Here is a 14,350-nt window from a genome sequence, read left to right as displayed (position 1 = left end):
GATGGCACGTCAGGAAAAGAAAAAAGACGTGGTCGTCGTCGGCCTCGGCTGGACCGGCGCCATTCTGTCCATGGAACTGGCTCAGGAAGGGCTTGAAATCGTCGCGCTTGAGCGCGGCCACGACCAGAACACGGTCCCCGATTTCAAATATCCCAACATGATAGACGAGCTGAAATATGGCGTGCGCCTCAAGCTGATGCAGCGCGCCAGTCAGCAGACAGTCACGATCCGGCGCAACGAGAACGAAATTGCATTGCCTTATCGCAGCTTCGGCTCGTTCCTGCCGGGCAATGGCGTCGGCGGAGCGGGTACGCACTGGAACGGGCTGAACTGGCGTCCGCAGCCGGAAGAGCTGCGCCTGCGCTCCTATGTAAGGGAACGCTGGGGTGAGCAGATCATTCCGGAAGACATGCTCCTGGGCGATTATCCAATCCATTACGACGAGCTGGAACCGTTCTTCGACCGCTTCGAGCGCATTGCCGGCATTTCCGGCAAGGCTGGCAATCTCAAGGGCAAGACCGTCGAAGGCGGCAATCCGTTCGAAGGATGGCGTTCAAACGACTATCCGATGCCGCCAATGCACACGACCTGGGACGGACGGAAATTTGGAGATGCCGCCCAAAGCATGGGGTATCACCCGTTCCCGTCGCCGGGTGGTATCGCGTCGACGGCCTATGTCAACGAATATGGCATGCAGATGGGGCCGTGCAATCATTGCGGTTTCTGCGAGCGTTTCGGCTGCTACCAGTATTCCAAGTCTTCGCCGCAGACGGCAATTCTCGATGCACTGAAACGCATGCCGAACTTCTCCTATCGCACGGAGTCGGAAGTTCTGCGCGTCGAAATGGCGCCGGATGGCAAGACGGCTACAGGCGTGACCTATTTCGACGAGGCGACGCAGGAAGAGGTGTTCCAGCCCGCCGATATCGTTATTCTTGCGTCCTTCTCGCTCAACAATGTGCATCTGGCGCTGCTTTCCGGCATCGGCCAGCCATACGACCCGGCGACGGGCGAAGGTGTGACGGGGCGTAATTATGCCTATCAGATGAATGGCGGCGTGACGCTCTTCTTCAAGGATGAAGAGTTCAATCCGTTCATCGGCACCGGCGCGAACGGCATGTGCATCGACGATTTCGGTGTCAATCAGATCGATTTCGGACGGGAAGGCTTCATCGGCGGTTCGTACTGGCGCGCAGGCCAGACCAACGGCCAGCCGATCCGCAGCATGCCGCTTCCGTCGGGCACTCCAGCTTGGGGTGGGGCATGGAAAAAAGCCATCGCCGAATGGTACGGCCACGCCATGTCCATCGGCAGCCATGGTTCGCATATGTCCTACCGGACCAACCATCTCGATCTGGACCCGACCTACAAGGACCGTCACGGTCGCCCGCTTATGCGCATGACCTTCAACTGGAATCCGAACGATATCCGGATGACCCAGTACATGAAGACCAAGATGGAAGAGCTGGCGAAGACGATGAATCCGGACCTGCTGCAGTCGTCGTTCAAGAAGGAAGGCGCTCAATACGACGTGCGCCCATACCAGACGACGCACAATACGGGTGGCCATATCATGTCGGAAAATCCGCGTGAGGGCGTGGTCAACCGTTACTCGCAGGCCTGGGACAAGCACAATGTGTTCATGACCGGCGCAGGCAATTTCGTGCAGAATACGCAGTACAATCCGACAGGACTGCTCGGCGGGCTTGCCTATTCGACTGCGCATGCGATCCGCACGCAATATCTGTCCAATCCGCGTCCGCTGATCTGAGGAGAATGGTGATGAAAACTTTTCTTCGCATAATCGGCGTTCTGGTCGTTATCGGGATTATCGCGCTGCTGGCCTTCATCTTCGTGCCGGTACAACTGACCAAGCCGACCAAGGAACTGGCCGCAGACTGGAAGCCCGCTGAAGGGCAGGGCCAGTATGTCATGTATGCCTCCGACTGCATGGCTTGCCATACGGCGGAAGGCGGCAAGCCCTTTGCCGGTGGTCGCCCGATTGCAAGCCCGATGGGCACGATTTGGACGACCAACATCACTCCTGACAAGGAGACCGGCATTGGAAACTGGACACTGGATCAGTTTCGCGCCGCTCTTTATGACGGCATTCGTGCCGACGGCTCGCATCTCTATCCGGCAATGCCATATGAGAACTATCGCAAGCTGACGGAAGAAGACGTCCGTGCGCTGTATGATTATTTCATGCATCAGGTAGAGCCGGTAAACAATGTCGTTCAGGAAACCAAGCTCGGCTTCCCGTTCAACATGCGTTTCGGCATTCGCGCCTGGAACTGGCTGGCTCTTGGCCAGGAAGCAGGCTTCAAGGCCGCCGGCAAATCGGAAGCAGAGGATCGCGGACAATATCTGGTCGAGGGACCGGCGCATTGCGCCGCCTGCCATAGCCCGCGTAATCCGCTGATGGCGCAAAGTGGCACACAGGTCGGTGACAAGGACTTCCTGACCGGCGGTGTTGTCGATGGCTGGAATGCACCGTCCCTGCGCGGTGCCAATTCCGCTCCACAGAAATGGAGCATCGAGGAACTGGCGACCTACCTTGCGACGGGCCGCAATTCATACTCCACAGCCAATGGCGAAATGGGCCTTGCGGTCGAACATTCGTTGCAGCATCTCACCGACGCCGACAATCTGGCGATTGCCGCCTTCCTCAAGGGGATCGACGGCGCAGCCGTCGAAGTGCCGCAGGGTTTTGCTTCAAAGGCGTCGATGGCATTGCCGGCGGCTCCGGCGGATGCCGCCGGTGAAGCAACGACAAAGATGCTGACGGAAGCTTCTCCGGATATGCCTCTTGGTGCGCGTCTCTACATCGATAATTGTGCCGCGTGTCACTTCGTGACGGGCAAGGGCGCGCCGGAAATCTTCCCAGAGCTTGCCGGGAATGATCTTGTGACGGGTTCGGAAACGAAGCCGCTGATCTCGATCATCCTGCACGGTGCCGAGGTTCCGTCCACGGCGAAGCGTCCGATGCGTCTGGTGATGCAGGGTTATGCCGACCGCCTGTCGGATGACGAAGTTGCCGAACTGGCGACATTCGTGCGCTCGGCATGGGGGAACAGCGCAGGACCGGTAAAGGCGGCAGATGTCGCAGCGGTCCGCGGCAGCCAGACCCACTGAGAATAAAGTAACGGCGGAACACAAGTTCCGCCGTTTCTATCTATGCGGCTTCGATGTCGCGCATGGGCGGGTTTCCATAGAAGCGGCTATATTCGCGGCTGAATTGCGAAGGGCTTTGATAGCCGACGCGATGACCCGCCGTACCAGCATCCAGCCGCTCGACCAGCATCAGCCTGCGTGCCTCGTTCAGACGCAACTGCTTTTGATATTGAACCGGCGTCATAGCCGTAATCGCCTTGAAATGATGATGAAATGACGACGCACTCATATTGACGTGTTCGGCAAGCTGTTCGATCCGCAATGGCGCTGCGAAGTTCTGCCGAAGCCACCCGATGGCGCGGGCTATCCGGTTAGCCTGGCTGTCGGCGGTTGCGATGTTGATCAGGCGCTCGCCGCCCGGACCTGTCAGAAGGCGATAGAGAATTTCCTGTTCGATGAGGGGTGCCATCACCGGAATATCCTCCGGGTTGTGGAGGAGGCGCAGCAGGCGCAAGGCTGCATCCAGCAATCCCGCTGGTGCAGCATTGACGGTGATGCCCCATTGATCGCCGTCGGTTATCATATGCCTGCGAACGTCGGCGCGCCCTATCAGGTCGACGAGCTTTTCGCTGTCGATAGCGAGAGCCAGACAAAGATGCGGCGCTTCCGGGCTTGCTTCCACCACCCGCCATGTGACGGGCAAGTCGAGTGACGTCACCAGATATTCGCCCTTGGTGTAGTTGATCGTCTCGGAACCGAGACGCAGGGATTTCGCGCCCTGCAGAACCATGGCGAGACAGGGCCGATAGCTGCTATGGCAGGGTATGCTTGGCGTTGTCCGCCTGCTGATCCCCAGACCTTCGATTGGCGTGCGATATTCACCGTCCTGTCCGGTGAAACGCTCAGCCAGAGCGGCCAGCTCTTTATAGGTGTCTGTCAGTGAGGTCATAGGTTATCCGCTTGAGATGAGATAGAATACAGAAATTATTGATCAGACAGGCATGCATCAGCAATCGTGAAGCAGGCAGTTTTGCAGGATCGTGCAAGAAGCTTGCAGGATCGGTCTACCGCTTCTGCCCTCGCTTCCTGCATATTCCGCTTGCTTCCCTAATCCAATAAATGGAGTCTATCATGGCCATAGCAAGAGGTTACGCTGCTACGGATGCAGATGAACCGTTGGTTCCGTTCACTTTTGAACGACGTGAACCCAATGCGGATGACGTGGTCATCTCGATCCAGTATTGCGGTGTCTGCCATTCCGATATCCATACCGTCCGCAATGAATGGAAGAATGCCGTTTATCCAATCGTTCCGGGGCATGAAATCGCGGGCGTTGTCACTGCAGTCGGCGATGCGGTTACCAAGTTCAAGGTCGGCGACAAGGTCGGCGTTGGCTGCTTCGTGGATTCCTGTGTCGGATGCGCCAGCCGTGATGTCGACAACGAGCAGTATCTTCCGGGCCTCATCCAGACCTACAATACATTCGATGCGGAGGGAAAAGAGCGGACGCAGGGCGGATATTCCGACCATATCGTCGTCAAGGAAGGCTATGTCCTTTCCATGCCCGACAATCTTCCACTCGATGCGGCAGCGCCGCTGCTTTGCGCAGGCATTACGCTCTACTCGCCATTGCGCCACTGGAATGCGGGCCCCGGCAAGCGTGTCGCCATCGTCGGCATGGGTGGGCTTGGGCATATGGGCGTCAAGCTCGCCAACGCCATGGGCGCGCATGTGACCGTTCTGAGCCAGTCGCTTTCAAAGAAGGAAGATGGCCTCAAACTTGGTGCCCACGAATATTATGCGACCAGCGACGCAACCACCTTCGAGAAGCTGGCAGGATCGTTCGATCTCATCATCTGCACGGTTGGCGTTGCCATCGACTGGAATGCCTATCTTGCCCTGCTCAAGGTTAATGGCACGATGGTTGTCGTCGGCGTTCCTGAAAACATGGTGCCGGTGCATGCGTTCTCGCTCATTCCCGGTCGCAAGTCGCTTGCGGGATCGATGATCGGTTCGATCAAGGAAACGCAGGAAATGCTGGACTTCTGCGGTCAGCACAACATCGTTTCGGAAATCGAGAAGATCACTATTCAGGACATCAACGAAGCCTATGAGCGCGTTCTGAAAAGCGACGTGCGCTACCGCTTCGTCATCGATATGGCTTCGCTGGCAGCTTAAACCGATAAACTGCGCGGCTCCTTCCTGGTGCTGCGCAGGCTATTTTTATTCAGCCTTGGTTACATCGTTATCGGCGCCGGAGATCGAGATTGTCGGTTCGGTGGAGCCGTCGGCAAGTGACCAGGTCACCTGATGGTTCGCGCCGCTGACGTCGAATTGCGAAGGCCCGTCGACCTTTACATTGACGATATTCGCTGCGCCGGAAACCTCCAGAATTGAAGGGTCCGTTCCTTCCTTCAAGGTGGCGGATACCTGATTGTTCGACACTTCAACAATCAGATTTTGCGTTGCTCCGCCCGACACCGTGTTGTCAGTTCCCGATATCGAGAGCTTCTGGGCGTTCTCAAAGGTCACGGTATGGGAAACGCCATGAACGGTGACATGGCCGCATTCTCCCTTGAGCTTGACGTTATTTTCTGCACCGTAGATTCCGACCTCGCCGGAGGTGCAGGTGATTTCCCTGCCGAGGCCTACGCCTTCGATTGTCTGTTCGTCTGCGAACGACGATTGCGCCGCAAGAAGTGTCAGGCTGCCTGCCAGCAATGCAATTTTCAACATCTCGACCTCTTTTACCAAAACCCCGCGCGCTGATTATTAACCATAGCTCATCTGTTCTGTATAGATATGGCATCCAATGGGACGATGCCTGTCTGATGGGAGCATATTGCTTATCGCTTATTTTCAAGAGCTGAATTACACTTGGTTTCATCGCGGGCATGCGGTGGGGGAAAGGCAGCTTTGGGACTCGACCAGAACACTTTGTTTTTTGCGACTGGTATCTGCTCGCTGGCAGTAGGCCTTACGATTCTCAGCGTCTGGTATCAGAATTCGCGGGACAAGTTTTTGCTTTGGGGCTGCCTTGGCATGATCCTGCTCGGCACGGGAGCAGTGCTTTATTATGCGGGGCCTTTGTCGCTGGCTACGGCCTCGATTGTTGCTTTCAGTCTGGAAAGTATAGGTTTCATATTTCTGATTATTGGTTCTCGGCAGATTTCCGGACGTCCGATACAACGCAGCTTTCTGGTCGTTCTGGCGGTTGCCGTCATATGCGCAACGACGCTTCCTATTCTGGCCGGGCAGACGGGTACCGGCACGGCGATCTTCAATCTGACTTCGGCTCTGCTGCTCCTGCTGACGGCGAAAGAATATTTCCTTGTCTATCGGGAAGCGCCGGTCCCTGTCATAGGCATGATCGCTCTATATACCCTGACGGCGATTTCGTTTTTTCTGTGCGGCGCTGTCATCCTGCATGAACAACAGTGGGTCATGACTACGATCCCAAGCAATTGGGCCGAAGATATCAATGCCATTACCGCCATCATAGGCATTACGGGCATTGGCGCGCTGTCACTGAATTTCACCCAGTCGCGCATTGCCCGCCGTCATGCCAATGAGGCACGCACCGACAGCCTGACCGGATTGCTGAACCGGCGCGCGCTTTACGACGTGCTGGACGATAATGAACTGCAACTCGGGGATTCAGTCGTGATCTTCGATCTCGATGCATTCAAATCCATCAATGATACGCATGGGCACATTGTGGGCGATCAGGTGCTGGGCACCTTCTCCGACGTTCTGCGTAGCCATGTCAAAGGCGCGGCTCTCATCTCCCGTATCGGCGGCGAGGAGTTTGTTCTTATCTTGAGACAGAAACACAATAGCGATGTTCTCGCTCTGGCCGACATGATCCGCAAAGCCTTTGCGGCGATTGCATTCGCGGCCCCGGCGGGGGACTTCTCAACGACGACCAGTGCGGGGATCGCTTTCTGCACGCCGGGAGACGATGATTTCCAGACTGTTTTCCGCAGAGCCGATGCCGCGCTTTATCGCGCCAAACATATGGGCCGCAACAAGGTTTGCACGGAACTGCACAGCGTCGCCTGAGCTCTTCCGCATGAAAAGGGCCTGAAATCAGGCCCTTTTCGCTTTTTATTCCGTCACGACATCACGTACCAAAGCGTTCTTCGCTGAGCGCCGCCGCCATCAGGGCCTTGGTATAGTCCTCGCGCGGGTGATCGAAGACCTGTTCGGTATCGCCCTGTTCGACGATCTTTCCGTTCTTCATCACGATCACATAGTCCGAGACCGCACGCACGACCGCCATATCGTGGCTGATGAAGAGATAGGACAGGCCGTGGTCTTTCTGAAGGTCGCGCAGCAGGGTAACGATCTGCTTCTGCACTGAGCGATCCAGCGCACTCGTCGGCTCATCGAGCACGATCACGCGCGGTTTCAGGATCATCGTACGCGCAATGGCGATGCGCTGGCGCTGGCCGCCGGAAAATTCGTGCGGATAGCGATTACGCATGGCCGGGTCCATGCCGACTTCCCGCAATGCTTCTTGCGCACGACGATCACGCTCTTTCGCCGAAAGATTTGGTTCGTGGATGAGAAGCCCTTCTGTGATGATGCGTCCCACGGTCATGCGCGGGCTGAGCGAGCCGAAAGGATCCTGAAAAACGAGCTGCAATTCGCGGCGCTTCGGGCGCATCGCCTGCGATTCTGTCGGCAATTCCTTGCCGAGATAGGCGATACGGCCTTCTGACGGGAGAAGACGTAGAATGGCGCGACCGAGCGTTGACTTGCCCGAACCGGATTCTCCCACGATACCGATGGTCTGGCCTTCCTTCAGCGTCAGCGAGACATTGTTGACGGCTGTGAGATAGTTCGCAGCGCCGAGCCATGGCTTGTTGATGAGGAAGTTGACCTTCACATTGTCGGCGCGAACCAGCACCGGCGCGTCTTCACGGGGAGGCGCCTTTTCGCCTTCCGGCTCCGCATCGAGCAGCATCTTCGTATAGGGATGCTCAGGCGCAGTGAAAAGTTTTTCCGTATCGTTGGTTTCAACCACTTCGCCGGAACGCATCACATAGACCCGGTCGGCAAAGCGCCGCACGATGCCGAGATCATGCGTGATGAAGACCACCGCCATGCCCAGTCGCTTCTGCAGATCGGCCAGCAGGTCGAGAATCTGCGCCTGAATGGTGACGTCGAGAGCGGTGGTTGGTTCGTCGGCAATCAGGATGTCCGGTTCGTTGGCGAGCGCCATGGCGATCATGACGCGCTGGCGCTGTCCGCCCGACAGTTCATAGGGGTAGCTGTCGATACGGCGCTCCGGTTCTGGAATACCAACCAGCTTGAGCAGTTCAAGAATACGGGGGCGCGCCTGCTTCTTGTTCATGCCGCGATGATAGCGAAGCGGTTCGGCAAGCTGGTCGCCAATGCGGTAAAGCGGATCGAGCGACGTCATCGGCTCCTGAAAGATCATGGTGATCTTTGCACCGCGGATATTGTTCAGCTTCTTTTCGGACATGCCGATCAGATCCTGACCGCGATAGAGCGCCTGCCCGGTCGCCTTGCCGTTCTGGGCCAGAAGCCCCATCATCGCCATTGTCGTCTGGCTCTTGCCGGAGCCGGACTCGCCGACGATGGCGATGGTTTCACCGGCTTTGACATCGAGATTGATGCCGCGCACTGCCTGCACCGGCCCGTCATGCGTGTCGAAAGTGACCTTCAGGTCGCGCACGCTCAGAATGTTTTCACTCGTCATCTCAGCGGTCCTTCGGGTCAAGGCTGTCGCGCAGGCCGTCGCCAAGGAAGTTCAGCGCAAACAGGATGATGGTCAGCGTTGCGGCAGGCCAGATCAATTGCCAGCTTGCTCCGCGCATGTTCTGGGCGCCTTCGGAAATCAGCAGCCCCAGAGAGGTGAGGGGGTCCTGAACGCCGAGACCGAGGAAGGAGAGGAGACTTTCGAGCAGGATTGCCTTTGGTACCAGAAGCGTCACGAAAACGATGACCGGGCCGAGCGCATTCGGAATGATGTGGCGGGTAATGACGCCGCGCCGCGTCGCGCCAAGCGCTTCTGCCGCCTGAACGAATTCCTGACGTTTGAGGCTTAATGTCTGTCCGCGCACGATGCGCGCCATATCCAGCCATTCCGTCGCGCCGATGGCGATGAAGATGATGAAAATGGATCGCCCGAAGAAGACGAGCATCAGTATGACGAAGAAGATGAAGGGCAGCGAATAGAGAATATCCACCAGCCGCATCATCACGTTATCGACGCGTCCGCCCAGATAACCGGAGATGGCACCGAAGGACACGCCCAGTATCAGAGACATCGCCGAAGCAAGCAGGCCGATGGCAAGCGACATGCGCACGCCGATGAAGATACGCGTCATCAGATCGCGGCCAAGATTATCAGTGCCGAGCAGGAAGTAATTGCGCGTCACGTTGAGGGTCAGCTTGCCCGACAGCCCATCGGAAGCGATGTCAATCTTCGGATTGCTGAACAGGTCGGAGCGCTGGAAATAACGCAGCACACGTTCATCCGTCGGGCGCTGTGCGGTGAAATCGACAACGACATTGTTGCCGCTCAGTTCCGGTTCGCCGGCAGCTTTCAATCGCGCGCGGGCAAGTTCGCGGTCAAGGCCCGGCAGGATGGTATCCGCACGCGGATAGGCTTCCAGGCTTGGGGCCACACGCACGAACTGCGGATAAATCTTGTCGTAAGGATGCGGGCTCAGCATCGGGCCGAATATGCCCAGAAAAGCCATCAGGAAAAGGACGATAGCGCTTGCCACCGCAGCCCTGTTCTTGCGCAGACGCAACCATGCGTCCTGCCAGAGCGAGCGGCTTGGAACTTCCAGCCGGGCTGTTTCCGTCGGTACAGAAAGATCAGTCATAGCGAACCCTCGGATCAAGCCATGCATAAAGAAGGTCGACAATCAGGTTGAACACCACGACGAAGACCGAAATGACAACAACGGTACCCATGACGAGGGTGTAATCGCGGCTGAGCGCGCCCTGCACGAAATAGCGACCGATGCCGGGAATGCCGAAAATCGTCTCGACGACGACCGAACCCGTGAGCAGGGCTGCAGCCGTCGGGCCGAGATAGGAGACGGCGGGAAGCATGGCGGCGCGCAATGCATGCACGCCCACAACCACACGCGATGGTAGGCCATAGGCGCGCGCGGTGCGCACGTGATTGGCGCGCAAAGCTTCGATGGTCGCTCCGCGTACGAGACGCGCAATGACCCCGACCTGCGGCAATGCAAGTGTCAGAACCGGTAGTATCCAGTAGGTTACATTGGCCGACGACCAGCCGCCTGCCGGAACCCAGCCGAGGATGACACCGAACAAAAGGCTGAGGAGAGGGGCCACGACGAAGTTCGGTGTGGTGATGCCGAATGTGGCCAGTGCGACAACGAAATAGTCGACGGCTGAATTCTGCTTCAGCGCTGCCAGTGTGCCGAGAAACGTTCCGATAATTGCCGCAAGCGTCAGTCCGAGCGTGCCGAGCATGATCGAAACCGGCAGGCCGGAAGCGAAAAGGTCGTTCACGGTGAAATCGCGTCGCGTGAAGCTTGGTCCAAGATCGCCGTGCAGAAGATTGCCCAGATAAATCAGATACTGCTGCCACAGCGGCGCATCCATATTATAGGCCTTCTTGAGGTTCTCCAGGATCAGTGGATCAATCGGCCTTTCAAGGTCGAAAGGTCCGCCGGGCGCAAGCCGGATCAGAAAGAATGTCAGCGTGATGATGATAAATATCGTGGGTATCGCACTACCCAATCGTCGGAGCGTATAGCCCAGCATGTTCTCTTCCCTTCTTTGCCGGATCGCTTTCAAACGATCCGGCAAATCCCACTAAGGGCGTGTTTCATTTTTGTTTTTAATTCTTTGTCGATAGCCAACGCGTGCCGTGCGAATTCATGAGGTTGTCTTCGTAACCCTGAACGCGGTCGGCAACGAGAGCGGTGGACGAATAATACATCAGGGGCACGACAGCCCCGTCGCCGAGCAGTATCTTCTCTGCTTCGGCGAGGATTTTTGCCCGCTCTTTAAGATCGGTCGTAGTTGCGGATTTCGCCATCAGCGCGTCGTAATCCTTGTTCGACCATTCGGCATAATTGAAGTAATTGCCGGTGGTATAAAGCTCCAGGAACGAGTTCGGATCGTTGTAATCGCCGATCCAACCGTCGCGGGTGATGTCGAACATCCCCTTTTCCTGAAGGTAGTTATAGAAGGTGGCGCCTTCGACTTCATTGAGGGTCGCCTTGATGCCGATATTGCCCAGCATGTTGGCAAGCGCTGCCATGGTATTCTTGTGGTTTTCCGAGGTGTTGTAACGCAGGGTCACAGAAAGGCTGCCCGGCTGGACACCGGCTTCCTGCAGCAGTTCCTTAGCCTTGTCCTCGCGGTCCAGCACATCCTCGTCGGCGAAATCCAGCTTCGGCGCATCCTTGACGTAATTCGCAATGCCGGGCGGCACCATCGAACTAGCTGGCAGCATCACACCGCGCCAGACCTCATTGGCGAGGAACTCGCGATCGACGGCCATCGATATGGCCCGACGCACACGCGGATCGCGCAGCTTGCTCGAGGGCTCGCCTTTGATGTCGACATAATAGATGCCGAGATAGGGAGCGAGGCGGAACTGGCTGCTGAGGTTCTTCTTCACATAATCCATCTGTTCGGCAGGAACATCGGAACAGATGTCGACCTCTTTCGCCTCGAAGCGACGCATGCAGCTTGCCCGGTCTTCAAACGGTATCCAGTTGACCGCATCGATCTTCACATTGGAAGCGTCCCAGTAATTCGGGTTCTTCTTCATGGAGATCTTGTCATTGGGAGTGAAACCGACAAGCGTGTAGGCGCCATTGGTCACCATATTGCCGGGCAGGGTGAACTTGTCGCCGAACTTCTCGACAGCCTTCCTGTTGACCGGAAATCCCGTCTGGTGCGTGAGAAGCTCAAGGAAATAAGGGGCAGGGTTCTTGAGGCTTATCTGAAGGGTCTTGTCGTCAAGCGCCTTCACGCCAAGCTGATCGACTGGTATCTTGCCGGTGGCAACTTCCTCGGCATTCCTGATGGCATAGAGGACGCTGGCGTAACCGGCAGCCGTCTTCGGGTCCATGATGCGGCGGAAGGAAAACTCGAAATCGCCCGCGGTGACGGGATCGCCATTCGACCATTTGGCATTTTCGCGCATATGGAATGTGTAGGTGAGACCGTCTTCGGAAATATCCCACGATGCAGCCGCGCCGGGGATGGCCTCGCCCTTCTCGTTCTGCGCGAGCAAACCTTCATAAAGGTCACGCAGAACACGGTTTTCCGAAACGGTGGTCGTGTGGTGCTGGTCCAGCGTGGCGGGGTCGGTATCGTTACCCCGGTTGAGCACTGTTTCTGCCGATGCAGCGCCGCTGAGCGCCATCAGGCAAATGCCTGTCATCAGGAATCCGCGAACCATTGTAAAAACTCCCATATACTTTTTAGAAAACGTTTGCCCCGACAAAAGAGGGCCCTCCGGAACAGCCGGAAGAAAAAGGGCCGCGCCGAGAAGCGCAGCCCAAGCTGAAAATTTATTGTTTAAACGAAAGCCAGCGCGTCTTGTGGCTATCCATCAGGTTGTCGTTCCAACCGTCGATCTTGTCCGAAACAAGGGCGCGCGACGAATAATAGAGGATCGGGATATTGCTCATCTCATCAAGCTTCAGCTGTTCGGCTTCTGCCAGTGTCTTGGCACGCTCGTTGAGATCGAGGATCTTTTCGGCCTTCGCCATCAGCGCATCGTAATCGGCGTTCTTCACCTTGGAATAGTTGAAGCTCACATTGCTCTGGCTGATGAACAGGAAGTTCTGCGGATCGTTATAGTCACCGATCCAGCCTGCACGGGCGATGTCAAATGGACCGTCGTCGCGCATGAAGTTGAAGTAGGTCGCACCTTCCGTTTCGTTGAGCGAAGCCTTGACGCCGATATTGCCGAGCTGATCGGCGATGGCAGCCATGGTGTTCTTGTTGTTTTCCGAGGTGTTGTAGAGCAGTTCGATCGAAAGCGTATTCGGCTCTACGCCTGCTTCCTTCAGCAGTTCCTTGGCCTTGTCTTCGCGCTCCAGCATATCGTCGGAATAGTTGAGCTTCGGCGCATCCTTCACATAATTGGCGATGCCCGGAGGAACCATCGAATAGCCCGGCAGCATGGTGCCTTGCCAGACCTGATCGGCAATGAAATCACGGTCGATGGCCATGGAAATCGCCTGGCGGACGCGCGGGTCCTTCAGCTTGCTGTCCGCCGTCTTGCCCTTTACCGGCAGGTAATAGACGCCGAGATAAGGCGCCATGCGGAATTCCTTGGAAAGGTTCTTCTTCACATAGTCCATCTGCTCGGCCGGAACGTCGGAGCAGATCTGCACTTCCTTCGCCTCGAAACGGCGCATGCAGCTTGCGCGATCCTCGAACGGTATCCAGTTGACCGTATCGATCTTCACCTGATCCGCTTCGTAATAATACGGATTCTTCTTCATCACGATCTTGTCGTTCGGCGTGAAGCTTTCCAGCATATAAGCGCCGTTCGTCACCATCTTGCCGGGCGTGGTGAACTTGTCACCATTTGCCTCGACGCTTTTCTGGTTCATCGGGAAGCCGGTCTGGTGGGTCAGAAGCTCAAGGAAATACGGAGCAGGGGCGTTCAACGTGACCTTGAGAGTGTGGTCATCGACGGCTTCGACGCCGAGCTGGTCGGTCGGCTTCTTGCCTCCGGCAATGTCTTCGGCGTTCTTGATGATGAACAGCATGCTGGCATAACCGGCGGCTGTCTTCGGGTCCATCAGACGGCGGAAGGTGAACTGGAAGTCACCGGCGGTGACGGGATCGCCGTTCGACCATTTTGCGTCATCGCGCAGATGGAAGGTGTAGACGGTGCCATCTTCGGAAACATCCCAGGATTTTGCTACACCCGGCACTGCTTCGCCATTTGCGTTCTGAATAGTCAGGCCGTCATACAAGTCGCGCATGACATTACCTTCAGCCACCGTCGAGGTGCGATGATGGTCCAGTGTCGCGGGATCGGTGTCGTTGCCGCGATTGAGAACGACTTCAGCCGAAGCTGCTCCGGCCAGCGCCAGAAGACACACACCTGTCAGTAGAAATTTACGATACATTTGAGAACCCCTCCTTTGAAATTTTTGAAATGTCCCGCATCTTATGGATAAGCACGCCACTTGCAAGAGAACTTATCAACGCTTTGACTTAATTAACATATTCACAATTTCTT

At 56.6% G+C, this 14,350-nt stretch carries 11 protein-coding genes; 4 read left to right on the top strand and 7 right to left on the bottom strand.

The window, feature by feature from the left end:
- Position 1: 1 nt before the first annotated feature.
- Both MKS82_RS19790 and MKS82_RS19785 read left to right on the top strand, forming a co-directional pair.
- The gene (locus MKS82_RS19790) at positions 2–1,771 is read left to right on the top strand and encodes a GMC family oxidoreductase (RefSeq protein ID WP_109989396.1); all 1,770 of its coding nucleotides are present in this window, start codon (positions 2–4) and stop codon (positions 1,769–1,771) included.
- Between the two features lie 11 nt (positions 1,772–1,782).
- The gene (locus MKS82_RS19785; RefSeq protein WP_109989397.1) at positions 1,783–3,135 is read left to right on the top strand and encodes a cytochrome c; all 1,353 of its coding nucleotides are present in this window, start codon (positions 1,783–1,785) and stop codon (positions 3,133–3,135) included.
- 40 nt (positions 3,136–3,175) lie between these two features.
- On the opposite strand, the gene MKS82_RS19780 is transcribed toward MKS82_RS19785, so the two are convergent.
- Positions 3,176–4,063 carry an AraC family transcriptional regulator gene (locus MKS82_RS19780; protein WP_109989398.1) on the bottom strand — a complete coding sequence of 296 codons (888 nt, stop codon included), beginning with the start codon at positions 4,061–4,063 and terminating at the stop codon, positions 3,176–3,178.
- 182 nt (positions 4,064–4,245) lie between these two features.
- Here MKS82_RS19780 and MKS82_RS19775 point away from each other — a divergent pair, with 182 nt between their 5' ends.
- On the top strand, positions 4,246–5,292 hold the full coding sequence (locus MKS82_RS19775) for an NAD(P)-dependent alcohol dehydrogenase (protein ID WP_109989399.1): 1,047 nt from the start codon (positions 4,246–4,248) through the stop codon (positions 5,290–5,292).
- 45 nt (positions 5,293–5,337) lie between these two features.
- Here the strand turns inward: MKS82_RS19775 and MKS82_RS19770 are convergent, their stop codons facing one another.
- Positions 5,338–5,850: a DUF3060 domain-containing protein gene (locus tag MKS82_RS19770; protein ID WP_109989400.1), complete on the bottom strand. Its 513-nt coding sequence runs from the start codon at positions 5,848–5,850 to the stop codon at positions 5,338–5,340.
- A gap of 180 nt (positions 5,851–6,030) precedes the next feature.
- On the opposite strand from MKS82_RS19770, the gene MKS82_RS19765 reads away from it, so the two are divergent.
- The gene (locus MKS82_RS19765) at positions 6,031–7,176 is read left to right on the top strand and encodes a GGDEF domain-containing protein (protein ID WP_109989401.1); all 1,146 of its coding nucleotides are present in this window, start codon (positions 6,031–6,033) and stop codon (positions 7,174–7,176) included.
- A gap of 61 nt (positions 7,177–7,237) precedes the next feature.
- Here the strand turns inward: MKS82_RS19765 and MKS82_RS19760 are convergent, their stop codons facing one another.
- The 5 genes from MKS82_RS19760 to MKS82_RS19740 all read right to left on the bottom strand — a co-directional run bounded on the left by MKS82_RS19760 (position 7,238) and on the right by MKS82_RS19740 (position 14,237).
- Complete coding sequence (locus MKS82_RS19760; RefSeq protein ID WP_109989402.1) at positions 7,238–8,842, bottom strand: ABC transporter ATP-binding protein; 1,605 nt, start codon at positions 8,840–8,842, stop codon at positions 7,238–7,240.
- Between the two features lies 1 nt (position 8,843).
- Entirely contained in the window at positions 8,844–9,977 is a 1,134-nt protein-coding gene (locus MKS82_RS19755) for an ABC transporter permease (RefSeq protein ID WP_109989403.1), read from the bottom strand.
- The gene (locus MKS82_RS19750; protein WP_109989404.1) at positions 9,970–10,893 is read right to left on the bottom strand and encodes an ABC transporter permease; all 924 of its coding nucleotides are present in this window, start codon (positions 10,891–10,893) and stop codon (positions 9,970–9,972) included. The genes MKS82_RS19755 and MKS82_RS19750 overlap by 8 nt, the downstream gene beginning before the upstream one ends.
- A gap of 76 nt (positions 10,894–10,969) precedes the next feature.
- Entirely contained in the window at positions 10,970–12,547 is a 1,578-nt protein-coding gene (locus tag MKS82_RS19745; protein WP_109989405.1) for a peptide ABC transporter substrate-binding protein, read from the bottom strand.
- A gap of 112 nt (positions 12,548–12,659) precedes the next feature.
- Entirely contained in the window at positions 12,660–14,237 is a 1,578-nt protein-coding gene (locus MKS82_RS19740) for a peptide ABC transporter substrate-binding protein (RefSeq protein ID WP_109989406.1), read from the bottom strand.
- Between the last annotated feature and the right edge of the window lie 113 nt (positions 14,238–14,350).

Source organism: Ochrobactrum sp. A-1 (genome assembly GCF_022488005.1).
In the GTDB taxonomy this organism is placed as follows: domain Bacteria; phylum Pseudomonadota; class Alphaproteobacteria; order Rhizobiales; family Rhizobiaceae; genus Brucella.
The sequence above is the reverse complement of the archived record's forward strand: the minus strand, read 5'-3'. Positions and strand labels throughout refer to the sequence as shown.